Source organism: Noviherbaspirillum cavernae (genome assembly GCF_003590875.1).
GTDB classification, from domain to species: domain Bacteria; phylum Pseudomonadota; class Gammaproteobacteria; order Burkholderiales; family Burkholderiaceae_D; genus Noviherbaspirillum; species Noviherbaspirillum cavernae.
Genome location: NZ_QYUN01000002.1, coordinates 3,846,320 through 3,870,621 on the forward strand (window position 1 = coordinate 3,846,320; position 24,302 = coordinate 3,870,621).

General features: G+C 62.6%; 23 protein-coding genes. 12 read left to right on the forward strand and 11 right to left on the reverse strand.

The genetic code is table 11. The features are described 5' to 3' along the window. Positions 1 to 243: 243 nt before the first annotated feature. The 4 genes from D3870_RS18150 to D3870_RS18165 all read right to left on the reverse strand — a co-directional run bounded on the left by D3870_RS18150 (position 244) and on the right by D3870_RS18165 (position 4,237). Positions 244 to 1,083 (reverse strand): MipA/OmpV family protein, encoded by an 840-nt coding sequence (locus D3870_RS18150; protein ID WP_119741341.1) that lies wholly within the window; start codon positions 1,081 to 1,083, stop codon positions 244 to 246. 157 nt (positions 1,084 to 1,240) lie between these two features. Further along, the gene (locus D3870_RS18155; RefSeq protein WP_119741343.1) at positions 1,241 to 2,014 is read right to left on the reverse strand and encodes a TSUP family transporter; all 774 of its coding nucleotides are present in this window, start codon (positions 2,012 to 2,014) and stop codon (positions 1,241 to 1,243) included. Positions 2,015 to 2,275: 261 nt separating this feature from the next. Further along, positions 2,276 to 3,121: an S-formylglutathione hydrolase gene (gene fghA / locus D3870_RS18160; protein WP_119741345.1), complete on the reverse strand. Its 846-nt coding sequence runs from the start codon at positions 3,119 to 3,121 to the stop codon at positions 2,276 to 2,278. A 9-nt stretch (positions 3,122 to 3,130) separates the two neighbouring features. Next, positions 3,131 to 4,237: an S-(hydroxymethyl)glutathione dehydrogenase/class III alcohol dehydrogenase gene (locus tag D3870_RS18165; protein ID WP_119741347.1), complete on the reverse strand. Its 1,107-nt coding sequence runs from the start codon at positions 4,235 to 4,237 to the stop codon at positions 3,131 to 3,133. A gap of 315 nt (positions 4,238 to 4,552) precedes the next feature. Between D3870_RS18165 and D3870_RS18170 the strand changes: the two genes are divergently transcribed. Beyond that, complete coding sequence (locus tag D3870_RS18170) at positions 4,553 to 6,253, forward strand: methyl-accepting chemotaxis protein (RefSeq protein WP_119741349.1); 1,701 nt, start codon at positions 4,553 to 4,555, stop codon at positions 6,251 to 6,253. A gap of 78 nt (positions 6,254 to 6,331) precedes the next feature. On the opposite strand, the gene D3870_RS18175 is transcribed toward D3870_RS18170, so the two are convergent. The 4 genes from D3870_RS18175 to D3870_RS18190 all read right to left on the reverse strand — a co-directional run bounded on the left by D3870_RS18175 (position 6,332) and on the right by D3870_RS18190 (position 9,756). Then, complete coding sequence (locus D3870_RS18175; RefSeq protein WP_199710702.1) at positions 6,332 to 6,751, reverse strand: hypothetical protein; 420 nt, start codon at positions 6,749 to 6,751, stop codon at positions 6,332 to 6,334. A 42-nt stretch (positions 6,752 to 6,793) separates the two neighbouring features. Next, positions 6,794 to 7,126: a DUF805 domain-containing protein gene (locus D3870_RS18180; RefSeq protein ID WP_119741351.1), complete on the reverse strand. Its 333-nt coding sequence runs from the start codon at positions 7,124 to 7,126 to the stop codon at positions 6,794 to 6,796. A gap of 272 nt (positions 7,127 to 7,398) precedes the next feature. Then, positions 7,399 to 8,700: an MFS transporter gene (locus D3870_RS18185; protein ID WP_119741353.1), complete on the reverse strand. Its 1,302-nt coding sequence runs from the start codon at positions 8,698 to 8,700 to the stop codon at positions 7,399 to 7,401. A 12-nt stretch (positions 8,701 to 8,712) separates the two neighbouring features. After that, complete coding sequence (locus D3870_RS18190) at positions 8,713 to 9,756, reverse strand: MerR family transcriptional regulator (RefSeq protein WP_119741355.1); 1,044 nt, start codon at positions 9,754 to 9,756, stop codon at positions 8,713 to 8,715. 147 nt (positions 9,757 to 9,903) lie between these two features. On the opposite strand from D3870_RS18190, the gene D3870_RS18195 reads away from it, so the two are divergent. Continuing rightward, positions 9,904 to 11,139, forward strand: coding sequence for an MFS transporter (locus D3870_RS18195; protein ID WP_119741357.1), 1,236 nt, complete (start codon positions 9,904 to 9,906; stop codon positions 11,137 to 11,139). A gap of 88 nt (positions 11,140 to 11,227) precedes the next feature. After that, positions 11,228 to 12,268: an IS110 family RNA-guided transposase gene (locus D3870_RS18200; RefSeq protein ID WP_119740988.1), complete on the forward strand. Its 1,041-nt coding sequence runs from the start codon at positions 11,228 to 11,230 to the stop codon at positions 12,266 to 12,268. A 430-nt stretch (positions 12,269 to 12,698) separates the two neighbouring features. On the opposite strand, the gene D3870_RS18205 is transcribed toward D3870_RS18200, so the two are convergent. Then, positions 12,699 to 13,541, reverse strand: a complete 843-nt coding sequence (locus tag D3870_RS18205) for a universal stress protein (protein ID WP_119742335.1) — start codon at positions 13,539 to 13,541, stop codon at positions 12,699 to 12,701. Between the two features lie 150 nt (positions 13,542 to 13,691). Then, on the reverse strand, positions 13,692 to 14,597 hold the full coding sequence (nhaR, locus tag D3870_RS18210; RefSeq protein ID WP_119741359.1) for a transcriptional activator NhaR: 906 nt from the start codon (positions 14,595 to 14,597) through the stop codon (positions 13,692 to 13,694). A 278-nt stretch (positions 14,598 to 14,875) separates the two neighbouring features. Here nhaR and D3870_RS18215 point away from each other — a divergent pair, with 278 nt between their 5' ends. The 6 genes from D3870_RS18215 (at position 14,876) to D3870_RS18240 (ending at position 22,469) form a co-directional block, all read left to right on the forward strand. After that, complete coding sequence (locus tag D3870_RS18215; protein WP_199710704.1) at positions 14,876 to 15,571, forward strand: Bax inhibitor-1/YccA family protein; 696 nt, start codon at positions 14,876 to 14,878, stop codon at positions 15,569 to 15,571. A gap of 159 nt (positions 15,572 to 15,730) precedes the next feature. After that, a complete protein-coding gene (locus D3870_RS18220) occupies positions 15,731 to 16,513 on the forward strand; it encodes a TerC family protein (RefSeq protein ID WP_119741363.1) in 783 nt (260 codons plus the stop codon). Positions 16,514 to 16,732: 219 nt separating this feature from the next. Next, complete coding sequence (locus D3870_RS18225) at positions 16,733 to 18,310, forward strand: methyl-accepting chemotaxis protein (RefSeq protein ID WP_119742337.1); 1,578 nt, start codon at positions 16,733 to 16,735, stop codon at positions 18,308 to 18,310. Positions 18,311 to 18,742: 432 nt separating this feature from the next. Then, positions 18,743 to 20,341, forward strand: a complete 1,599-nt coding sequence (locus tag D3870_RS18230; protein WP_119742338.1) for a methyl-accepting chemotaxis protein — start codon at positions 18,743 to 18,745, stop codon at positions 20,339 to 20,341. 243 nt (positions 20,342 to 20,584) lie between these two features. Next, the gene (locus tag D3870_RS18235; RefSeq protein WP_119741365.1) at positions 20,585 to 21,610 is read left to right on the forward strand and encodes a hypothetical protein; all 1,026 of its coding nucleotides are present in this window, start codon (positions 20,585 to 20,587) and stop codon (positions 21,608 to 21,610) included. Positions 21,611 to 21,677: 67 nt separating this feature from the next. Then, positions 21,678 to 22,469 (forward strand): hypothetical protein, encoded by a 792-nt coding sequence (locus tag D3870_RS18240; RefSeq protein WP_119741367.1) that lies wholly within the window; start codon positions 21,678 to 21,680, stop codon positions 22,467 to 22,469. Positions 22,470 to 22,707: 238 nt separating this feature from the next. Here the strand turns inward: D3870_RS18240 and D3870_RS18245 are convergent, their stop codons facing one another. Further along, positions 22,708 to 23,250, reverse strand: coding sequence for a hypothetical protein (locus D3870_RS18245; RefSeq protein WP_147375826.1), 543 nt, complete (start codon positions 23,248 to 23,250; stop codon positions 22,708 to 22,710). Here D3870_RS18245 and D3870_RS22395 point away from each other — a divergent pair. The 3 genes from D3870_RS22395 to D3870_RS18255 all read left to right on the forward strand — a co-directional run bounded on the left by D3870_RS22395 (position 23,244) and on the right by D3870_RS18255 (position 24,163). Continuing rightward, the gene (locus D3870_RS22395; RefSeq protein WP_158590503.1) at positions 23,244 to 23,447 is read left to right on the forward strand and encodes a hypothetical protein; all 204 of its coding nucleotides are present in this window, start codon (positions 23,244 to 23,246) and stop codon (positions 23,445 to 23,447) included. The genes D3870_RS18245 and D3870_RS22395 overlap by 7 nt on opposite strands. After that, positions 23,428 to 23,898: a type III secretion system chaperone gene (locus tag D3870_RS18250; protein WP_158590504.1), complete on the forward strand. Its 471-nt coding sequence runs from the start codon at positions 23,428 to 23,430 to the stop codon at positions 23,896 to 23,898. Before D3870_RS22395 ends, D3870_RS18250 begins: the two co-directional genes overlap by 20 nt. 70 nt (positions 23,899 to 23,968) lie before the next feature. Then, a complete protein-coding gene (locus D3870_RS18255; RefSeq protein WP_147375827.1) occupies positions 23,969 to 24,163 on the forward strand; it encodes a hypothetical protein in 195 nt (64 codons plus the stop codon). The last annotated feature ends 139 nt before the right edge of the window (positions 24,164 to 24,302 follow it).

Consider the following 24,302-nt stretch of genomic DNA (forward strand, 5'->3'; position numbering starts at 1 on the left):
CTGGGCGCCAGAAATGGGGCGTTCATTATCACGGATTGGCCCCGCTTCTGCACCGCTCTTGTGCGTGAAAAACGTGAATGGCGCTATCGGAAAACGAATTTCTTGTGCTTGCGTTGCCTTGTTTTCAACAAGTCTTGTAAACCCGACATGACACCTCGCGCGGACTCGGTCGAGCGCGGGTGCCCGATGTCGTGCCGTGCTTGCGCGACGATCGGCAAGTCACGTGTCGCTCTTCGGGTTTCCTCAGTCCGCCTCCACCCGTGTCGACGACTCGCCGAACACCCACGCGACCGCCACCCCCGCCGACACCGCGCTGCGCTTCCTGACCAGCGAGCTGTCCTCGAAGGCCGCGCCGCCCAGCGTGTCGTAGCGCAGGAAGCCGCCGACCCAGTAGCGCGGGAAGCGCTTCGACATCGCCATCGTGAATTGCGAGCCGGCATAGCCGCCGGGTGCGCTGTAGGCGGGACGTGCCGCCGTCGCATCGGCAGCGCCGACCGAGTAGAAATAATCGTTGTATTTGCGGCTCTGGAACAGCGGTCCGGCCAGCATGCCGAGGTTCCAGCCCGCCAGGCCGGCAGGATCTTTGATGTCGAGATTCAGGTTGGGCGAGAACACCCAGCCGATGGTTTTCGGCGACGATTCGATCGTGATCGCGGCGCGCACCGGCGTGCGCAGATCCAGCTTGACCTTGTCGCCCGGCGTGCGCCACAGCGTGAAGCTGGCGGTCGGCCCCAGCTCGATGGTCGGCTTGAGGTCGCTCATGCCGCGCCGCGCCGGATTGTCCTTGCTGTCCACCGGCAGCGTCGCGTTCAGGCTGATGTTCACCTCGACGCGCTCGCTCTCGAAGAACACGCTGCGGATGCCGTCGCGATCGGCCTTGAAGAAGTCGCCGCGATACACGAAGTACGGCGCGGGCAGCACATAGGTGCCGGACTCGTCCGCGCCGCGATAGTTCGGCAGGCTGATGGTCGCGACGCCGAGACCGGCTTCCCATAGCGGCAGCTGTTCGGCATGGGCCGCCGGCAGGGTCAGGAGTCCGGCGAGGAGCAATGCTGTTTTTGTTGTCGGGATGCTTGATTTCATTGATTTGTTTTTGGCGCGTTGCAGTATTGAATGGAATCGTCCGCCGCCTGATGTCGTGCATATGCACGGATCGCCGGGGCCGCGTTGAGGTCGAGATTGTGCGCCATGAACGGAATGATGTTCAAGCGAGGTTGTATCGCCACGGCGCGCGGCCGATTCAAAACGGCAGCATCCCCTTCTGCCACAAATACCGCCCCAGCATCACGCAGCACACCGTCACGATCATCGGGCGGATGATGCGGGTGCCGCCGCGCACCACGGCGTGCGAGCCGCCCCATGCGCCGATCACCTGCCCCGCAACCATCGCCGCGCCGGTCGCCCATAGCACCTTGCCGCCGAGGATGAAGACCGCGAGCGAGGCGATGTTGCTGCCGAAGTTGAGCACCTTGGCGTTGGCGGTGGCGGTGATCAGGTTCTGCCCGCGCAGCGCGACGCCGGTCAGCGAAAAGAAGGAGCCGGTGCCGGGACCGAACATGCCGTCGTAGAAGCCGATGATGGGCACCACGGTGCTGCGATAGGTCGCATCCGTGATGCGCGGATGGCGCTCGAACGCGCCGGCATTCGGCGCGAGCAGGAAGTACAGCGCGATGGTGACCAGCACCACGGGGATGATGACGTCGAGCGCCTGCACGTTGACGAACTGCACCGCGAACGCGCCGAGGCCGCCGCCGATCAGCGAGCACAGGAACAGCAGGCGCACATCGGAGAATTTCACCAGCCCTTTGCGTATCAGCATGGTCGAGGCGGTCAGCGAGCCGAAGCTGCCTTGCAGCTTGTTGGTCGCCAGCGCATGCAGCGGCGGCACCTGCGCCAGCAGCAGCACCGGGATGGTGATGAGGCCGCCGCCGCCGGCGATGGTATCGACGAAGCCGGCCACCACGGCGGCGCTGAAGAGGATGAGAAGTATTTCCGGCGTCAATGCGAAATCCATGCGTGCTTTCTGGGTGTGATTGTTTGGCGGACGCGCTGCTGCGCTCCCTCATGCCGCATCGAGCTCCATCCCCCTCGCGGGGGCGGGAAGGGAGCATCCACGACGCGCACCATGAGATCCACATCGTAAATGAAATGCTTCAAGGCAATCCAATGCCGACTGCGCATAATTTGTTGAACAGCCATGGTCTTGATGCAACGGCAATAAAAAAGCGCGGCAAGTGCGCCGCGCCTTCACATCCTGCCTGCCCTGCCGCTTGCGTCAAGCGTTCATCACGCCATGATGAAACTGCATGTGATCCTGCATGAAGCTGGAGATGAAGTAATAGCCGTGGTCGTAGCCTTCATGCAGCCGCAGCGTGAGCGGCTGCCGCGCTTCGATGCAGGCCCGCTCGAACTCCACCGGCAGCAGCTGCTCCTGCAGGAATTTGTCCTGCAGGCCCTGGTCGATCAGCAGTCCTTCCGGGAACGGCGTGCTGCGCTGCTTCATCAGTTCGCTCGCGTCGTATTGCGCCCACGCCGCCTGGTCGCTGCCGAGGTAATGCGAGAAAGCCTTCTGCCCCCACGGCGCGCGCATCGGCGAGCAGATCGGTGCGAAGGCCGACACCGAGCAGTAGCGGTCCGGATGGCGTAGCGCCAGCACCAGCGCGCCATGCCCGCCCATCGAATGGCCGAAGATGCCGATGCGCTTTTCGTTGGCGTTGAATTCGCGCACGATCAGTTCGCGCAATTCATGCACGACGTAGGATTCCATCCTGAAATGCCGGCTCCACGGTCCCTGTGTCGCGTCGAGGTAGAACCCGGCGCCATGGCCGAGATCCCAATCCTTGTCCGCGCCTTCGATGCCGGTGTTGCGCGGACTGGTGTCCGGTGCGACCAGCATGATGCCGTGCTGCGCGGCCCAGCGCTGCGCCCCGGCCTTGATCATGAAAGTCTCCTCGGTGCAGGTCAGGCCCGCGAGGTAGAACAGCACCGGCACCAGTTTCCTGCTCTCCACCGGCGGATGGAACACCGAAAAATTCATCGGCAGGCCGATGGTTTCCGCGTCGTGCCGGTAGAACGCCTGCACGCCGCCGAAGCAGCGATGTTCGCTAACGATGTCGAGCATGGCGGCCCTTCAGTAGATGACGACGGAGCGGATCGATTCGCCGCGCTTCATCAGGTCGAAGCCGTCGTTGATCTGGTCCAGCGTCAATCGATGCGTGATCAGGTCGTCGATGTTGAGCTTGCCTTCCATGTACCAGTCGACGATCTTCGGCACATCGGTGCGACCGCGCGCCCCGCCGAACGCCGAGCCTTTCCACACGCGCCCCGTCACCAGCTGGAAGGGCCGCGTGCTGATCTCCTGCCCCGCCGCCGCCACGCCGATGATGACCGACTGGCCCCAGCCCTTGTGGCAGCACTCCAGCGCCTGCCGCATGGTGGTGGTGCTGCCGATGCACTCGAAGCTGTAATCGGCGCCGCCGTCGGTGAGCTGGACGATGGCGTCGACCACATTGTCGACGTCCTTCGGATTGATGAAATGCGTCATGCCGAATTTGCGGGCAATGGCTTCGCGCGCCGGATTCAGGTCGATGCCGATGATCTTGTCCGCGCCGACCATCTTCGCCGCCTGGATCACGTTCAGACCGATGCCGCCGAGGCCGAACACGACCACGTTGGCGCCGGCCTCCACCTTGGCCGTGAACAGCACCGCGCCGACCCCGGTCGTCACGCCGCAGCCGATGTAGCACACCTTGTCGAACGGCGCGTCGGAACGGATCTTGGCGAGCGCGATTTCCGGCGCCACGGTGTAGTTGGAAAACGTCGATGTGCCCATGTAATGAAACAGCGGCTTGCCGTCGAGCGAAAAGCGGCTGCTGCCGTCCGGCATCACGCCGCGTCCCTGGGTCGTGCGGATCGCCTGGCACAGATTGGTCTTGCGCGAGAGGCAGAATTTGCATTGCCTGCATTCGGGCGTGTACAGCGGAATGACGTGATCGCCCTTGCGCAATGTGCGCACATCGGGTCCCACATCGACCACGATGCCTGCGCCTTCGTGGCCGAGGATGGTCGGAAAGATGCCTTCCGGATCGGCGCCGGACAAGGTGTAGTAATCGGTATGGCAGATGCCGGTCGCCTTCAATTCCACCAGCACTTCGCCGGCCTTCGGCCCCGCCAGATCCACTTCTTCTATCGTGAGCGGCGCTCCGGATTTCCAGGCGACAGCAGCTTTCGTTTTCATTGGGTAACTCCTTCGGACGTTGAGAGGGCGTGGTTTGCTTGGATGGACTTTACCGCAACAAATTCCGAAACGTGCGGGGCATGCATGAGTGCATCCATTCTCGCAACCGGCGGTTGCGAGAATATGCGTGACGAAAAGTCACGTCCATGAATGGAATCGTTCATATTGGTTTCAACGCCTCAAGTCGATGTGCGCCCCCGTCGTAATCGTTCATACCCGCATCAGGCGCCCGGTCATCATTTGTTCAATGAATGATTGTCAGCGAAAGGCGGCATAACCAATTGCCATTCCACAAGGGTGTGCGCAGGAGACGACATGAAATTCACGGATATGAAAATCGGAGCGAAACTGGGATTGGCCTTCGGTTTCGTTTTACTGTTCCTGATCGGCACCACGATCCTGGCGACGATCAGCCTGGCCGACCTGAATGCGGGGACGGAGCGCATCGTCAAGACGGAATGGAGCAAGTCGAAGCTCGCGATGCAGGCACTCGACAATGCGCGCGGCAGCATCACGCGCGTGCTGCAGCTGACTGCGGAAACGGATGACAAGGAGTCAGCCAGGGCGCGTGAGCGTCTGGCCGCAAACGCCGCCGCCTTCAACAATGCGCTCGACAAGCTCGACCCGATGCTGACGCGCGCGGAAAACAGGGCCGTGCTGACCAAGGCGAAGGAAAGCAGCGCGAAGTATGTCGCCGCCTACGGCAAAACCCTGACCCTGCTCGGCGAAGGCAAGCGCGAGGATGCGACCAGGCAGGCATTCACGGAGGTCTATCCCGCGCTGCAAACCTTCGCCGAAAATCTGCGCGAGCTGAACGAGTTGCAGCAACAAGTCGTGGAAGCAGCCGGAACGCAGAGCGAGCAGACCTTCCGCTCGACCCGCGCCATCGTCATCGCGCTCGGCGTGATTGCCGTTCTTGTCGGCGTGCTGTGCGCGTGGCTGGTATCGCGCGCCATCACGCAGCCGCTGAACGAGGCGGTGCGGATCGCGCAAACGGTTGCCGCAGGCGATCTGACCAGTCGCATCGAGGTCCGCTCGAAGGACGAGACCGGTCTCTTGCTGCGCGCCTTGAAGGAGATGAATGAAAGCCTGGTGCGCATCGTCGGCGAAGTGCGCAGCGGCACCGACACCATCGCCACCGCATCGGCGCAAATCGCCTCCGGCAACCTCGACCTGTCATCGCGCACCGAAGAGCAGGCCGGCTCGCTGGAAGAAACCGCATCGTCGATGGAGGAACTCACCTCGACCGTGAAGCAGAACACGGAGAACGCGCGGCAGGCGAACGGACTCGCCGCCTCCGCTTCCGAAGTCGCCAGCAAGGGCGGTGCGGTGGTATCGCAGGTGGTCGATACAATGGGCTCGATCAACGAATCGTCGAAGAAGATCGTCGACATCATCAGCGTGATTGACGGCATCGCGTTCCAGACCAACATTCTCGCCTTGAACGCGGCGGTGGAGGCGGCGCGCGCCGGCGAGCAGGGACGCGGCTTCGCGGTGGTGGCATCGGAAGTGCGCAGCCTGGCGCAGCGCTCGGCCTCGGCGGCGAAGGAGATCAAGTCACTGATCGACGACTCGGTGGACAAGGTCGATGCCGGTACCAGGCTGGTCGATCAGGCCGGCGCGACGATGCAGGAGATCGTCGACAGCGTCCGGCGCGTGACCGACATCATCAGCGAGATCGCCGCCGCCAGCGACGAGCAGCAGGCCGGCATCGAGCAGATCAACCAGGCCGTGGTCCAGATGGATCAGGTCACGCAGCAGAACGCCTCGCTGGTGGAAGAAGCGGCAGCCGCCGCCGACTCGATGCAGGAGCAATCGAGGGCGCTCGCGCAGGCGGTCAGCGTGTTCCGGCTGAACGGCATGCAGGCGGTTGCGCCGGTCAAGCGGGTAGCGACGAAACCGGCCGCAGCGCCTGTCGCCAAACCCGTCATCAAGCACACTCGCACCACAGCCCTGCCATCGGCAAACGCAACAAGTGCAAAGGCAATGGGCGGCGGAGAGTGGGAAGAGTTTTGAGCTGGCGCTGACGCCGGCGAGAATTTGGTACGCCAGAGGCGCCCTACCAATCGCACAAGCTCTACCGCCCTACCCGATTCACTCCACGCCCGGTTCCACCGTCTCCCCGTCGCGCTTGCGTCTGCGCCGGTCGAGCCACCATGCGAGCACCGGCAGCAGGAAGAATCCGCCGGGCGACACGAACAGCACGAGGTAAGGGCTCAATGCCGCGAGCTGGCGCAGCTGCGCGCGAATCTGCCGGCGGTCGGCGTCGCTCCAGCGATAGCCGTTGCGCTGCTTCATCAGCAACTGCGTCAGGCCGCGCATCTGCGATATCTCGCGCCGCAGCCGCAGCCGCTCCCGGTGCTGCAGCGACCATGCGCGGCGCAGCAACTGGCGCAGGGAGGCAATGGGTTCACGAAGTGATGTGCGGATGCGGTGAAGCACGATGTCAGGGGCGGAGGAGTTGTTGCGTGGTATCGAAGCGAAAACGGCTGCGTGCCGATTTGCAGGCTTCATCCCTTCCCCGCGCGCGAAAACAGGGATGAAGCCGCCGCATGCCTACGGGACCGTGACCGCATCGAAGCGGTTAGGGCTTTTGCTCGCTTGCGCATAGAAGTACAACAGGATCAGGAAACCGATCAGCGGGATGATGCCGATCAGTTGCAGCCAGCCGCTGCGATCGGTGTCGTGCAGCCGCCGTGCGCCGACGGCAAAGCTCGGCAACAGCGTCGCGAGGGTAAACACCCACGACAACTTTTCGTGGATAACGGAGGTGACGATCGAGCCGATCACCAGAAACAGGAAGAACCACCAGAATTCGGACAGCGAAGCGCGGCCACTGAAGGTGGCGTACTTGGAAAAGCAGGTCTTGATCGATTCGACGAAAGTCATATGTGGTTCTCCCATGGTTGCGTTGCCGGATGGATGTTGAATGCGCCTTTGCCGGAAGGATCGTGGTCCTGCCTCGTCCGGCGGCGCAAGGGCCGCACGACCGGACAGATATACCGCGAACGTTGCAGTATAGAAACCTCACACGGTAGTGTCTATCGGTTTTGCATGAAAAGTGACTGAAAATCAAATGGCGCGGCCGGATTGCTCCGCCGCGCCGTTTGATCTGCTTCCTCCCTCCCCTGATTGCGGGAGAGGCCCGTAGCATCCGGTCGTCAAGGTCGCGTCTGCGGCATGGCTCCCGCATCCGCGACGAAACGCATGCCCGACGTCGCGAAGGTGGTCGCGACGATGCCGAGCAGCAGCGCGCCGCTGCCGATGAAAAGCTGCGCCGGCGTCGCCACGCGCATGACCCAGCCCGTGGCTGCCGCGGCCATCGGTGCGATGCCCATGAAGATGAACATGAACACGCTCATGGTGCGGCCCAGCATGGCTGGCGGCACGCGGCCTTGCAGCCAGGTGTAGACGGTGACTTGCAGGAATCCACCCAGCACGCCGATCGCGAGCAGCAGCACCACACCCTGCCAGGCGGCACTGATCAGGCCCACCGGGATGAACAGCGCGCCGATTACCGCGTCGATCAGCAGCATTGTCATGCCCAGGTTGCCGACGCGCAGCTTCGGCTTGATGCCGGACACGATCATGCCGACCAGTGTGCCCGCGCCATACGCGCCCGCCAGCGCACCGAACGCTGCCGCGCCTTGCGGCAAGCCGTCGGCCAGCACCGGCATCGCGACCTGGATCGGGCCGCTGACGAAGAACGCGACCGCCGCCCAGTACAGGAAACAGGTGCGCAGGCTGCGGTCGTTCCAGCAATGACGCAGTCCCTCCGCGACGGCATGCATGGTCGATTGCGCGCCGGCCGGTTGGGTCGCCGTGCCTGTCCGCAGACCGACCTTTGCGAGCGTCCAGGCCGACAGCGCGAAGCTGAACGCATCGAACAGGAATGCCAGTCCCAGCCCCTTGGCATCGGTCACCGCGCCCGATGCCTCATTGCCGGACAGTGCGATCAGCACGCCGGCCAGCAGCGGCCCGGCAAACATCGACAGCTGGCGCAAGCCCATCATCATGCTGTTGGCCGCCTGCAAGTGTTCGCGCGGCACCACATGCTGCATGATGGCTGTGCCCGACGGAATGCTGAAGGCGGTAGACAGGCCGATGCACAGCGCCAGCGCATACACCATCCACAGCGTCGCCGCGCCGGTGAGCACCAGTGCAGCCAACACACCGAGCAGCAGGGTGTTGATGTATTTCGTCAGCATCATCACGCGCTTGGGCGAATAGCGGTCGACCACCGCGCCGCCGATCAGGATGAACAATGCGCGCGGCACAGCGACCAAGGCGAGCACGGTGCCCAGCGCCAGCGTGTCCCCGGTCATCTTCAGCACCAGCCACGGCAAGGCGATCAGCGTGAACTGATCGCCCAGCATGGAGATCAGTGCGCCGGCCAGCAGCCAGAAGAAATTGCGGTCTTTGAGCAGTTGTCCGCGCAGCGCGGTGGATTCTTTTTCAGGCATGGTTTTACCGAGTTATGTGGATGGACGCTGTCGCATGAAATGCGCGATGCCGTGGGCAAGAAATGCGATCATGGCCTGGTCGAGTCCGGTGCCCAGGAGCAGATCGGGCTCCTGACGGTCGGCGGCAATCACCTTCTGGTGCAACGCCGGATCGTCGCCCCATTCGGCACGGAACAACTCTGCCCACCGCGCACACAGGGATTGCACCTCGGGACTGCACGGATCGGCATGCTGCTCCATCTGCTGTCTCACCTGTGCAATCAGTTCCAGCCATTGCGGGATATTCCTGCCGGTCTTTCCACGCACCGCGTCGATCTCGGCGGGGCTCAGGTATTTGGCATAAATGCTCAGGCGGAATACGGAGAAGGCGCGCGCCATGTAGTCGAGCAGCGCGCCATCGACGCCGCTTCTGGCCTGCACGGCAGGCTCGTTCCGGTGCATCGAATGGACCTTCAGCATGAGACGCGGATCGCCGTCCATCTTGTCCTTTGCGAGCAGCATCCACTGCCGCGACAAGGCCTGAGCCGATTCGCTCTCCGGCGGGATGCCGCGTTCCATCGATGCGCGAATGGCGTTGACGAGTGCAGGCCAGCGCGATGCGGCATCGTCGCGGAACCGTTCCTTCTGCGTGCGCAGCGTTTTCAATTCCTCCGTGGTGAAGTAGCGGTCGTGGACGGCCATCAATTCCAGTGTGGCAAGCCACGTCGGGAGATCGGGTTCCACCTTGTCGTTCAGGTGTTGCAACAGATCCTTGAGCCGGTCACGCAATTCGAGAGCGCGGGCGGCCTGCCGGTCGAGCGCCGCGATCTGCTGTGCGATGACCGTTTGCAGATCGGCACCGTTGCGCTCCAGCAGCGAGCCGATCTCGCCGAGCGACAGGTCGAGCCGCCGCAGCGCCTGAATGCGATGCAGGCGCTCGATGTCGTGGCGGTTGTACAGTCGGTAGCCGGCATCGGAGCGTGCAGAAGGCTTCAGCAAGCCGATGGCGTCATAGTGATGCAGTGCGCGGACGGTCAGCCCGGTGCGTTTCGCAAGTTCGCCGATTTTCAGCAGCATGATGGATTCCCCTCTTTCTGACGGCATTTTGAAGTCTCACGCTGCGTGAGGGTCAAGCAGTTTATTCGCGCATCATGCGCTGGCGGTGTGCCGTGCGCGTGCGGCACTTCATCGATAATACGGTGAACCCCTTTTCCGTCCGCCATCATGCCCAATCCGCAGTCCCAGTGGAAAACCCTCGGCATCCTTTCCTTCACGATGATCGTGGCGTGGGGCTCGCTGTATTACGCCATTGCCATCCTCGCGCCGGACATCCAGCGCGAACTCGGCTGGCGCGCCGAAGTGGTGTTCGGCGCATTCTCATGGAGCCTGCTGATCGCCGGGCTTGCTTCCACGCCGGCCGGCATGCTGATCGACCGCTTCGGCGGACGCTGGGTGATGAGCGCGGGGTCGCTGCTGTCCGGCGCGGGCCTGATCCTGCTCGGCATGACGCACGGTGTTGCGCTCTACTTCGCCGCATGGACCCTGGTCGGACTCGGCATGGCGCTGTGCCTGTACGAAGCCGCGTTCGCGACCATCATTCGCGAGTTCCCGCACAATGCGCGCCAGGGCATTTCCACGCTGACGCTGTTCGGCGGCTTCGCCAGCACCGTGTTCTGGCCGCTGACCCTGCAGCTCAAGACCATGATCGGCTGGCGCGAAACATGGATGCTGTACGGCGTAGTGCACCTGCTGCTGTGCGCGCCGCTGCATGCGCTGCTGGCCGGCGGCCGCAGGCGCGCGTCCGTTGCGGCCCCCGCGCATGCCGACACCGCGAGAAACTACAGCCTGCGCGAAGCGCTGCGCGACCCCGCGTTCTGGAAGCTCGCCTTCGCCTTCGCCGCCAACATGTTCATTTTTTCCGCGCTGTCGATGCAGCTGATCCCGATGCTGCAGCAGTTCGGCCATCCGGTCGCGACGGTGGTGTTGCTCGCCGCATTGATCGGGCCGATGCAGGTGCTGGGCCGCATCGGCGAGATGCGCTTCGCGCGTCACACGCCGCCGCAGACGGTGGGCAAGCTCACCTTCGCCGCGCTGCCGGCGGCGCTGCTCGCCCTGCTGTTCCTCGGCGCGCATCAGTGGGCGGTCGCGGCCTTTTGTGTGCTGTACGGCCTGAGCAACGGCATCCTGACCATCGTGCGCGGCACGGTGCCGCAAGCCATGTTCGGTCGGGAAAACTATGGTGCGATTTCCGGTGCGATGGCCGGTCCCGGGATGATCGCGAAGGCCGCCGGCCCGCTCGCAGTCGCGGCGATCGTCGAGCTCAGTCCCTCGCCGCATCTCCTGCTCGGCGCGCTGCTGGCGATCGCGCTAGTGTCGTTCGGATTCTATGTGGCGGCGGTCAACGCGCCGCGTGGTGTCGAGCGGGGGCGGACAAGCCGGACGGATGCATCGATGCCGTAGGGTAATGAAATGGACGCCTCCCACCCACGACGGCATCGCGATGTGCCAAAGTGGAAGAGTGATCAACCACTGAGTGAGGGGAAGCGTCATGGACAAGATTAGCGTAGTTGGCCTGGATTTGGCAAAGAACGTATTCCAGGTACATGGTGCCAATGCACAAGGGAAAAAGGTTTTGTCGCGGCGGTTCAAACGGGCAGAGGTGCTGGAGTTTTTTGCGAGCTTGCCGGCCTGCCGTGTCGGCATGGAAGCGTGTGGTGGCGCCCACGAGTGGGCCCGGCGCATCAAGGCGCTGGGCCATGCCGTCAAGCTGATGGCGCCGCAGTATGTGAAAGCCTACGTACAGGGCAACAAGACCGATGCGCGGGATGCGGCGGCGATCTGCGAAGCCGCTAGTCGGGACTGTGTGCCGGCGGTTGCCATTCGCAGCCGGGATAGCCAGCAGGTGCAGGCCTTGCACCGGGTACGCGAAGGCTGGATGAAGCAGCGTACTGCCACGGCGAATCAAGTGCGGGGCCTGGTCGCCGAGTTTGGCCAGGCGCTCACGCCCGGCATGCGCCGCCTGCGCAGCGAAGTGAGTGCATGGCAGGACAAGGCACGGGCCGATCTGGGGCTGCTATGCGGATTGATCGACGACTTGCTGGCGCACCTGACGCAACTGGAAGAGCGGATTGCACAAGTAGACAAGCAGCTCATGCAGGTGCATCGGGACAATGCAGCGTGCCAATTGATCGAGAGCATTCCGGGCATCGGAGTCATGACCGCCACGGCCGTGGTGGGCAGTTTCGGCCGAGCGGACATGTTTGCGGACGGGCGCAAGTTTGCGTGCGCGCTGGGATTGACGCCAAGAGAACACAGCAGCGGCGGCAAGCAGATATTGCTGGGGATCAGCAAGCACGGCAACGGTTATGTGCGCAAGTTGCTGGTGCATGGCGCGCGCGCGGTGCTCAAGGCACGGATGGGCAAGCCGGCGTATGCCGACGATTGGGTGGTCAAGCTGGCGGCGCGACGTGGCCACAACGTTGCGGTGTGCGCGCTGGCGGCGAAGAATGCGCGGCGTATCTGGGCCATGCTGCAAAGCGGCGAGGTGTTCCGTGCCGATTATGCGCAGACCAACGGCGTCTGCGCATAATCGGCACGGCAGAAAGATGAACTGAACACGACAACGGAGGAAGTGCAACCGATTGCCATGGCAATCCCAAGTGATGACAGGACAGGTCAGACCGGGGTGGTCACAGCTCGCCGAGCGCACCGTGCGTGAAGCACGATAGGGTGATTGAGCGGCCACCAGCGAATTTCATCATGCGTCAGCAGCCCATACGTCGGCTGCAACAAAGACCGAATGTATGGCTGCAATCGACTTCGTCAGGAAACACTTGAAGATTTGTTCTTGCAAAAGGGAGGCGTCCATGTATGCGCCACGCGCACCGGATATTTGCGGCCTGCGGGGCACATCAATGATTCGGACCGAGGCGATGATTCGCACACATGTCTGCGATCGACGCGAAACGCGCACGGCAATCACCGGATTCCGCCTTTCACGCAAGGGACAGGCGCTGCCCTCAATGCGACATCAAGGTCGGAATTCGCATCGAATCGAGCACGGTCTGCGTCACCCCGCCCAGCAGCACTTCGCGAAAGCGCGAGTGCCCGTAGCCGCCCATCACCATGAGGTCGGCGTTGAAGTCGCTTGCGTGCGCGAGCAGCGCTTCGCCGTTGGCGATGCCGGTGGTCATGGTCTGGTGCGCGATCTCGACGCGGATGCCGTGCCGTGCGAGATGGTGCGCGAGTTCGGTGCCGGGTTGCGTGCCGTGCGTGGCGGCGCCGGAGCGCGTGCTGAACGCGGCGACCTGCACCGCCTCCGCTGACTTGAGCAGGGGAATCGCGCCGGCCACCGCGCGCGCCGCTTCGATGCCGCCATCCCATGCGATGATCACGCGCTTGCCGACGTGCTCGAACTGCCGTTCGTACGGAATGATCAGCACCGGCTTCCCTGAATTCATCACCACGTATTCCGGAAAATCGCCGCGCACCGCCGGCAGCGATTCATCCGGATCGTTCTGCCCGACCACCACCAGGTCGCTGCAGCGCGCGTGCAGACTGATGGCGGCGGCGGCCTCATCCTCGATCACGCGCATGTCGTACGAGGCGACACCCATTTTCTGCGCGGTCGCCTCGAACACCAGCAAGGCACCGTCCGCGCGCTCGCGCAGGTATTGGAGATAGGCGGTCAGCGTCACGCCTTCGCCGAGCGCCCCTGGCAGATAGAACGCGCCAGGCAGTGCGGTCGCGGCCATGCCGATCAGGTGCGCGTCGCAACGCATCGCGATCTCGGCGGCAATCCTGACCTGTTCCGGCGTGTGCGTCGATTCGTCGACGTGCACGAGTATCGTCTTGTAGCTCATGGCGCGCTCCTTGCGAAAGGCTGCTCTTCCACTTCGACCACGGGCGATGCCGAGAGTGCGCTTTTTGTGCAGATCGCCCGGGAAGAAATGCCACGCTGCGATGCTCGGCAACATGCTTGCGGACAGGCAAGACATGCCGCATCCGCGCTCTTATTTCACGAAAACCGTCGTATGCACTTCCGACAGGATCGCCTCCACCGCCGGATGCTTGATCTTGCGCTCGTTGGAAATCGCGTAGAACTGTTCGCGCACATGAATCTCGCCGACCGGCACCGCGCCGAATTGCTCCTTCACATCGCCGGCCAGCGCGAACGGCGCGGGAAACAGTCCCAGGCCGTTGCGGCCGAAGGTGTTCAGCAAGGCATTGTCGTCGAATTCCCCCACCACATCGGGCCGCACCTCGATGACTTCGAACCAGTGGTCGAGCCGGCCGCGAATCGCATGGTTGCGCGTGGGCAGCAAGAGCGGCGCACCGTGCAGGCTCTTCGGAAAGCCGGCCTTGTAGCGGCGCGCCAGGTCCGGCACGCCGAACAGCGCGGTGTCGCTTTCCCCGAGCAAATGGCTGAAGACACGCAAGGTCGCACCCGATGGCACCGGACGGTCGGTCAGGATCACGTCGAGCTTGTGCAGCGAGAGATCGCGCAGCAGCGATTCGTAATCGTCCTCATGGCAGATCAGCTTGACGCGCTCGGGCAGGTGCAACGCCGCTTCCAGCAGACGCGAGGCGATGAGCTTCGGCAGGGAATCCGACAGCCCGACCGTCAGCCGCATGGTGCGGCCGATGTCGCTTTCGGCCAGCACATCCTGCAACTGTTCGCCGAGCAGGAAGATCCGGTCTGCGTAAGACAGCGCGACGCGCCCGGCTTCGGTCAGCACCAGCCGCCGTCCCTGCGGCGCCAGCAAGGCCTTGCCGATCGACTGCTCCAGCAGCGCCAGCTGCGCGCTGATGGTCTGCACCGCGACATCCAGCCGCTCCGCCGCGCGCGTGACGCTGCCTTCCTTGGCGACGATCCAGAAGTAATACAAATGCCGGTAGTTAAGATGAGAGGTTTTCATTATTGGAGTTCCGGAAACGGGGGCGCCATTCTTTATGCAAAAGACAATATTCGTTTTTTGCGAAGTAACAATCCTATTATCTTCGCTTTTTAAAGAAGGCATGCGGCCTTAACATGGTGCCGTTTCAACTCGGGAGTTACCGATGCAATGATCGACATCTGCGCAGCTTGATATCGGACAGAGACATGCACCATGCGCGGAGCGTCGGCGCAGCCGTCCTGTCTGATCCAGACAGGCTTCCACCGTTCGCATCAGTTTCCACTTAACAGGATATGAGAATGAATAATCGCTACCAATCCCTTCGTACCGGCAGCAGCGCAATGCGCGGGCAAACCGCAAGCGCTGTCCTCGACAGCTCGGCGCATCGCGTGTTGCGCAATACCTACATGCTGCTGTCGCTCACGCTTGCCTTCAGCGCCATCGCCGCCGGTGTATCGGCTGCGCTGCGTCTGCCGCATCCGGGTATCCTGATCACGCTGGTCGGCTACTTCGGCCTGCTCTATCTCGTGAACAAGAATCGCGATCGAGGCCTGGGCGTGGTCTTCGTGTTCGCGCTCACCGGCTTCATGGGCTACACGCTGGGTCCGATCATCAGCCACTATCTCAGCATGCCCAACGGCACGCAAATCGTGATGACGGCGCTGGGCGGCACGGCGGCGATCTTCATGGGACTGTCGGCGTACGCACTGGTCAGCAAGCGCGACATGACGTTCATGGGCGGCTTCCTGTTCATCGGCATGCTGGTGGCCTTCCTTGCGGGACTGGCCGCGATTTTCTTCAGCATCCCGGCGCTCTCGCTGGCCGTGTCCGCCATCGTCGTGCTGCTGATGTCGGGCATGATCCTGTACGAAACCAGCAACATCGTGCGCGGCGGCGAGACGAACTACGTGATGGCCACGCTCTCGCTGTTCGTGTCGATCTTCAACCTGTTCACGAGCCTGCTGCATTTGCTGGGTTTCGCGAACAATGATTGATTGATCTGCAATCCCGGCCCGGCCGGGCGAATGAAGGAGGGGCGTCATGCATTGCCGCATGACGCCCCTCTTCGATACAAGGAATGAAATTGCACAACGATGCCCGTACAACCATCGCGCGCGCGACGTGCCGCGCCACATCGATAAGAGAATACCGACATGCTTGAACTGCTTTCCGATCCGAATGCGTGGATGGCATTCGCCACCCTGACCGCGCTGGAACTGGTGCTGGGCATCGACAACATCATCTTCATCTCCATCCTGGTGGACAAGCTGCCGCCCGAGCGCCGCGAATTCACGCGCCGGCTCGGCCTGTTCATGGCGATGTTCATGCGCATCGGCCTGCTGCTGGTGCTGGCGTGGATCGTCGGCCTGACCGCGCCGCTGTTCGCGGTCCTGGGCCACGAGGTTTCGGGCAGGGATCTCGTGCTGATTGCGGGCGGCTTGTTTCTGCTGTGGAAGAGCGTGGGCGAAATCCATGAATCCTTCGAAGGCGCGGAAGGCACGACCGATCGCGCAGTGCGGGCGAGCTTCGCCGGCGTGATCATGCAGATCATGGTGCTCGACCTCGTGTTCTCGCTCGACTCCATCATCACGGCGGTCGGCATGGTCGATCAGATCGCGGTGATGGTCGCGGCGGTGATCGCCTCGGTGGCCTTGATGATGTTCTTCGCCGGACCGATCGGACGCTTCGTGTCGGAGCATCCGACCATCAAGATTCTGGCGCTGTCCTTCCTCGTCGTGGTCGCGGTGGTGCTGATCGCGGAAGGCTTCGGACATCACATTCCGAAGGGCTACATCTACAGCGCAATGGCCTTCTCGGTGGTTGTCGAAATGCTCAATCTGCGTCTGCGCAAGCGGTCCGAGCATCCGGTGCGGCTGCATGCCCCCTTCGGGCCGGATGGCGAGGTGGTCACGCGCCAGCAAGACTTGCCGAACTGACAGGCAAGCTCTCCGCAAAGCCCCTCTGTTGCCCCTCTGTTGCCTGTCAGGCAACAGAGGGGCTTTTGCATTTATGAATGATTTCATTTATTCAGTCTGCCGGTCGCCTGTCGTTAACGACTTGCCCCCGTGCACCACGCAAGGCGAATGTGTGCATTTCCGGCAACATGCGGGCGGGGCATGCCGAACAATTACTTTCGACGAAAGCAGAGCTGCAAGATGAAACTGACCAACCTGAACATCGGCACTCGCCTGAGTGCCGGCTTTACCGTGATCCTGATTCTGGTGGTGCTGATGACCATCGTCGGTATCTGGCGCCTGCAAGAGATAGCAGGGGCAACCGGCCGCATGGAACAAGCCACGCACAAGCAGCAGCTCGCGCAGGAGTGGCTCGCCGGCAACGTCACCAATGCCGTGCGTTCGCTGGCGCGGGCCAGGAGCAACGATCTCGGCAATCAGCAATTCTGGGAAGGCGAAATGAAAACCCAGAGTGCGAAAATCACTGAAATCCAGAAGAAGGTGGAGGCGCTGCTCACGAGCGAAGAAGAAAGGAAGCTGTTCGCCACCGTCGTCCAGCGTCGTGTCGAGTACATCGACGTGCGCGCACACATATTCAAGTTGCGCGCCGAGGGCCAGGTGGAGCTAGCCAAGCAGCTCATCGACAGCAAGATGCAGCCTGCCATGAATGTCTATAACGACTCGATACAAGCCGTGCTCGACCTGCAAGGCGAGGCCTTCAAGCAATCGGTCAACAGCGTCAACGCGATCTACGCCTCCGGCCGCATGCTGATGATCGCACTGGGCCTGGTCGCCGTCGCCTTGGGGGCGGCACTGGCGTGGCGCTTGGCTGCCAGCATCACCGGCCCCCTGAGGCATGCAGTCGAGATCGCCCGCACGGTCGCCTCGGGCGACCTGACCAGCCGCATCGACGTGCGTTCGAAGGATGAAACCGGACAGCTGCTGCAATCCCTGAAGGAAATGAACGCCAGCCTGCAGCGCACCGTCGCCGAAGTGCGCAGCGGCACCGAGACGATTTCCACGGCATCGAGCCAGATCGCCTCGGGCAACCTCGACCTGTCCTCGCGCACCGAGCAGCAGGCCAGCTCGCTGGAGGAAACGGCGTCGTCGATGGAAGAACTGACCTCGACCGTCAGGCAGAACGCCGACAATGCACGCCAGGCCAACCAGCTCGCCGCCACCGCTTCGGGCGTGGCGGTCAAGGGCGGCGACGTGGTGTCGCAGGTGGTCGAAACGATGGACTCGATCAATGCCTCGTCGAAGAAGATCGTGGACATCATCAGCGTGATTGACGGCATCGCGTTCCAGACCAACATCCTCGCCTTGAACGCGGCGGTGGAAGCGGCGCGCGCCGGCGAACAGGGCCGCGGCTTCGCGGTGGTGGCTTCCGAAGTGCGCAACCTCGCGCAGCGTTCGGCCTCGGCGGCCAAGGAGATCAAGTCGCTGATCGACGACTCGGTGGACAAGGTCGACGCCGGCAGCCGGCTGGTGGGTGAGGCGGGCACGACGATGGAAGAGATCGTGACCAGCGTCAAGCGGGTGACCGACATCATGGCGGAGATCCTCGCGGCGAGCGAGGAGCAGAGCGCGGGCATCGAGCAGGTCAACCAGGCGATCAGCCAGATGGACACGGTGACGCAGCAGAACGCGTCGCTGGTGGAGGAAGCCGCGGCGGCGGCGGAATCGCTGCAGGACCAGGCGCGCAACCTGGTGCAGGTGGTCAGCGTGTTCAAGGTGGATCAGCGCCACGCTGCGCCGAATGCGATGCTGCTCGCATAAGAGGCAACAAGAGAGGCATTCAATTCGGGGCCTTGCCCCCTTTTCCCCACTTGCACACAGGGCATCACGCGTCGTCGCGTGATGCCCTTTTTTCATGCTTGCACGCCGTGTGCGAGTGTGCCCGCGTGCCTCTGGCGTCGGCTTGACGCTTTGTCATGGCGCATGACGGGATCGAGACGGCGTTGTTGTTAACTGCAAGACAATCATTCCTGTCCTTCGTTGTGCTTGTGTTGTGCTTGTATCAAGCGCGCGAAAAATAAATCCATTGTGTCTATTAATTTCGATATCCGCCTGGCCGTTAAAGCTTAGGCTGGATACTCGTCCGGCTTCGATGCGCTGCGGCAGCTTGTTGAAAGGTTGCCATGATCCATGGCGGTTCGATGCGCGCACATCAGGGAATCGCTACTGAAGATGGAAAGCAGGATTGCAAAAATGAAAATGACAGACTTGAAAATTGGTGTTCGTTTGGGTTTCGGCTTCGCTGCGGTGTTGATACTGATGGCGAGCATCACCGTGATCGGCGTATGGCGTCTGCAGCAGCTCGGGCAGGCGACAGATGATCTGCAGGATGCGATGACCAAGGCGCGGCTCGCGCGCGAATGGATGGCCGGCATCGAGATCAATGCGGCACGCACGCTCGCCTACGTGAAGAGCCTCGACCAGGACGACAAGAAAATACTGGATGCGCAGATCGCTGCGCAGAGCAAGATCAACACCGGGATTCAGAAGCAGCTGGAAAAGGAGATTCAGTCGCCGGAAGGAAAGGGGCTGATGGCCGATGTCGGCAAGATGCGTGAAGCGTATCTCACAGTGCGCGGCCAGGTATTCAAGCTGAAGGCGGAGAACCAATGGGACAGCGAACTCCAGATCAAGGACCTGATCAACAACAAGATGATTCCCGCGATGGATGTCTACACCAAGGCGGTGCAGAAGCTGCTTGCCCATGAAGAGGTATTGGCCAGGGAGGCCGATGAGGCAGCCGATGCGATCTACGCGTCGGGCCGCGTCATCCTGATCGCGCTCGGCGTCATCGCACTCGCGCTCGGCGCGGTGTTTGCCTGGCTGCTGTCCGCCAGCATCACCGGCCCTCTCAAGCACGCGGTCAAGATTGCCGGCACGGTGGCCGCCGGCGACCTTACCCATCGCATCGAAGTGCGTTCGAAGGATGAAACCGGGCAGCTGCTGCAGGCCTTGAAGGACATGAACAACAGCCTCGTGCGCATGGTCGGTTCGGTGCGTCAGGGCACCGACACCATCGCCACCGCATCGAGCGAGATCGCGGCCGGCAATCTCGACCTGTCCTCGCGCACCGAGCAGCAGGCCAGCTCGCTGGAGGAAACCGCATCCTCGATGGAAGAGCTGACCTCGACGGTGAAGCAGAACGCCGATAATGCGCGCCAGGCCAACCAGCTCGCCGCCACCGCGTCGGGCGTGGCGGTCAAGGGCGGCGACGTGGTGTCGCAGGTGGTCGAGACGATGGACTCGATCAACGCCTCGTCGAAGAAGATCGTCGACATCATCAGCGTGATCGACGGCATCGCGTTCCAGACCAACATCCTCGCGCTGAACGCGGCGGTGGAGGCGGCGCGCGCCGGCGAGCAGGGCCGCGGCTTCGCGGTGGTGGCATCGGAAGTGCGCAGCCTCGCGCAGCGTTCGGCCTCGGCCGCCAAGGAAATCAAGTCGCTGATCGACGACTCGGTGGACAAGGTCGCTGCCGGCAGCCGGCTGGTGGGCGAGGCGGGCACGACGATGGAAGAGATCGTGACCAGCGTCAAGCACGTGACCGACATCATGGCGGAGATCCTGGCGGCGAGCGAGGAGCAGAGCGCGGGCATCGAGCAGGTCAACCAGGCGATCAGCCAGATGGACACGGTGACGCAGCAGAACGCGTCGCTGGTGGAGGAAGCCGCGGCGGCGGCGGAATCGCTGCAGGACCAGGCCGCCAACCTGGTGCAGGTGGTCAGCGTGTTCAGGGTGGATGCGGCGCATGTGGCGATCCCGGCGGCGGCGAGGCCGGCATTGCCGGCATAGACCAGCGCCCTGCGCATGTCCCGCATGCGCGAGTTGGATGGGAGAGTTGGAGGAAGTCGTCAGCCCTGCCTTGACTGCATCAAGGCAGGGCTGACGACCGCAGCGCGAAGCGCGGATGACAGACGTTGTCCTACCCAAAGCATGGGATGGTCTTTTTTGCAAGCCTCTGTTAACCTCCCTCGCGGTCGCCGGCGGCTCCTCCGCAGCGACACTCACCATCCATACACACAGGTCATCCAACTCATGAAATCTTCCTTCCTCAAATTCCCTGCACTTCTCGCGGCCAGTTCCGCAATCCTGCTGTCGGCCTGCGGTGGTGGTGGCGGCGGCGACGCTCCGGCAGCGTCATCCAGCCAGCAGGCATCCACCATCACGGTCGCCAATGCGAACGATGTCGCGGCGCAAACGTACGCGGCGTCGAACTCGCTCAACGATCAGGTCAGCGGCTCGGCCGGCATGGTCATCGGCGTCTCGGTGGAGACGCACTCCACCGGTCTGCTCAATGCAGCGATGCAGCAGCTGTACCGCGCGCTCGATGCGAAACCCGCCGCCATGGCGGTGGGCGTGGAGGCGACCAACACAATCAACTGCAGCGGTGGCGGCACTCTGAGCTTCGCATACAAGGTTACGGATACGGCCACGATCACGAGCGGCGACACGGTCGCGATCAGCGCCAGCAACTGCGTGGAAGATGGCGCAAGACTCAACGGCGGGCTGACCATCACATTCGCCAGCGCCAGCGGCACACCCTCGCCATCGTCGGCATGGAGTGCGGCGATGACGATGAAGTTTGCCAACCTCGCCATCACCGGAAATGGCGTCACCGATACCGCGAACGGCGACATCACACTCAGCTACAGCCGCACGGCCGCCGGCGCGGAAACCTTCTCCGCCACCGGCGCATCGCTGCAAACGGGCACGACGAAAAGCAGCGGCACTGCTTCTCGCACCATGTCGAATTACGAGTATTCCGGCGATGTGACTCCCGCCGACCTGTATACCTACCGTGACAACTTCACCATCACCGGCAACCTGCCGCGCCTCGGCAGCAACGTCACGTACACGGTCAAGACGCTCACGGACTTCAAGCAGCTGGGAAATGCCTACCCGCACCAGGGCGCCATGATCGTCACCGCGTCCGACAAGACCAGCCTCACGTTCACCGTGCTCAACAACACCAGCGTGCAGATCGGTGTTGACAAGAACGGCGACGGCACGGTCGATGACACCATGACCAAGAGCTGGAGCGAGTTTTCCAGCCTGTTCTGACATCGTCTGAACAGCGTCACCACGGGGCGCATCATGCGCCCCTTTTCATTTGCATACACACCAGTCCATGAAACGCCTCTTCCTCCCGCTAGTCCTGCTGCTCGTTCTCGCCCACGCCAGCCCTGCCTTCGCACAATGGCAGTTCTCCGCAGAGGCCGGCGCGCGCTATGTGCGCATGACCGAAACCGGCACGGATAACCGGACAATGGTGCAGGAATACGGATGGCTGCCGGGCATCGGCGGGGCCGCCCGTTATGCGACGCAGGGCTGGCAGTTCGGCGTGTCCGGCGACTTCTACCGCAACGACATCACCTACGACGGCCGGCTGCAAAGCGGCGCCAGCTTCGTCAGCGAGACCGGCACGACGCAGGCGCGCATCCGCCTCGAAATCGGCCGGCAGGTCAGCGAGGCGGTGCAGTTGATCGCGGCGCTCGAGCGGGACGTCTGGCAGCGCGACATCCGCGGCCGCGACGGCGTGGCCGGCCTGCAGGAACGGTACACCTCGTGGCGGCTGCTGACAGGCGCGACGGGGCGTGTCGCGCAGTGGAGCGCAGGCAGTCTCGATCTGACCGGCCTGATCGTCTTCGCGCGGCCGGAGCAAATGCGCGTCCAATTCGACCGGCAGCTTTTCGACGACGCAAGCTTGTCCACCAAATCGGCGGTCGGCCTGAGGTTCGGGCTCGGCTTTCAACCGGCGGCGCTGCCGAACCTGACGCTCCAGGCCGATCTCGACTGGATCGACATCGGCCGCAGCGACAAGGCGGTGCTGCGCCGCAACGGCAACGCGGTCGGCACCATTACGCAACCACGGCATGAGCGGGCGGCGTTCGGCTTGCGGGCCGTCTATCGCTTTCAGTGAGACTGGCTGCCGGCATGGCGGTTTGATCGACCCGCCATCGCGCCGGATTCGCGCACAAAATCTGCGGCTTCCGCCAGATGTCGTGCCCATTCGTTCGGCACCACTTCGATCCTCGTGACTTGCTTGAATGTTTGCGTCTTGCAATTGGAAAGATGCCGAAACGGCGGTATCCGGGCAGGCCTGAGCAAGAAAAAACCACCGCTTCTTCAAGTTTCGCGAATACATGAGACGGCCTGTCTCAACCGGAAACGCAAGCCTGCTTATCCTGCCACATAAGCCGATTGGAGCGCGACACATGCGTGTGCGCTGTCCACGAGCCGGCTGTCAACAAGATCACATAGGCAAATATCTCGAATGTGGAGACGATTGACACAGCAAGCGATTGACTCGAAAAAATGTCTGGCGCGCGCAGAAAAAGAACGGGAGCGCACATGCAAAGGGCAACAAGTGGCGCTGATCGCCGATAGATGAACGCCAGCGGATAGCTGAATATGGCAGAGACAATGGCCGCGGAAATGAATCCCTGGCCGAGAAGTGTTGCATAGACGAAGGACCGATTCGACGACAGAGGAATGACGCGCTCGACGAAGTCCAGGCTCGTTCCATATGCGACAAAACCGACCCAGACAACGGCAGGAATCAGGAGCGTTTTCAGTACTTTTCCGAGTATTCGCATAGGGACTCCGGGTTTCATCAAGACAGGCTGTGCGATGGCAGGCAATGCCGTGAAAACGGCTTGTCCTGTTTCTTCAGCAGAGCCGCCGATCAGCCGGCGTGGCACCGCACCTCATAAAACTCCTTGCCAATGCATTATGTGGCATCGGCAGCATGCCGGTTCCATCAGTGAACTATTTCAATTTCGACGCCACTCATCTGTGCCTTGCGTATGTGGAGCCGATACAGGCGCGGGCAGCCTTTGCAATTTTCAAGGATTGTCGTGACAACGAAAATGGAATGCTTGAGCAGCATCGTCAATGAGGTGGGCCGCCGCGATGGCGTCGATGGCCTGCGGCTCAGTCCCGAGGGGACGGCGGCAATGACGTTCAGGAGCGGCAAGAAAATCAACTTCGAGTACGTGGCGCAGAGCGCGCGGCTTTTCGTCTACACGTCGCTGATGCCGCTCGGCTCCGACGAGACGCGGCTGTTTCCGCTGTTCGAATCGATGTTGCGCTGTAATTTCCTCAAGCTCGGCACGGGCAAGGGCGAGCTGTCGATTTCGCTCGATACGCAGCAGGCGATCTACCAGATCGGGCTGGACATCGACGGTCTGGATGCGGATGCGCTGGACGATGCGATCGACGAAGTGTTGAAGCAGCACGATGAATGCCTCTGCCAGCTGCGACAGGGCGTGCCGGTCGCGCCGGGGCTGCCGCTGCCGGCCGCGGCAGCCGGCGCGGGGCACCGCATTGTCCGTTACAGCCCCAACTGAATGTCAGTGCCGCATGCCGGCCTGTCGTCATCACAAACGAAGAACGCTTATGCAAGTAAAAGAAATGATCATGCCCCGGACCGATGCGGACGCGGGCTGGACCGGCAAGACCCGGTCGAGCGAACGCGAAGGCGCCGTGCTGGCCATGCCGCCGCCGAGCGCATCGCTTCGCTTCCTGCACGTTGACGGCATCGCGGCTGCCTGTCATTCCGGTTGCAGCGAGGAATCCCGTGGCATGACATTCGAGATTCCCTGGGACTGTTGACATTCAATTCGGGAGTGCGAACGGGCCGTATGCGTTGCAGGCCAAGGCGCGGCGACGCGTCGTGGCGGCGAAGTGTGCACGACAGCGGCAAGGAGCCGCAACGCCGGCATGCGGCGCATACGGCCCGTTCCCTCCGGGT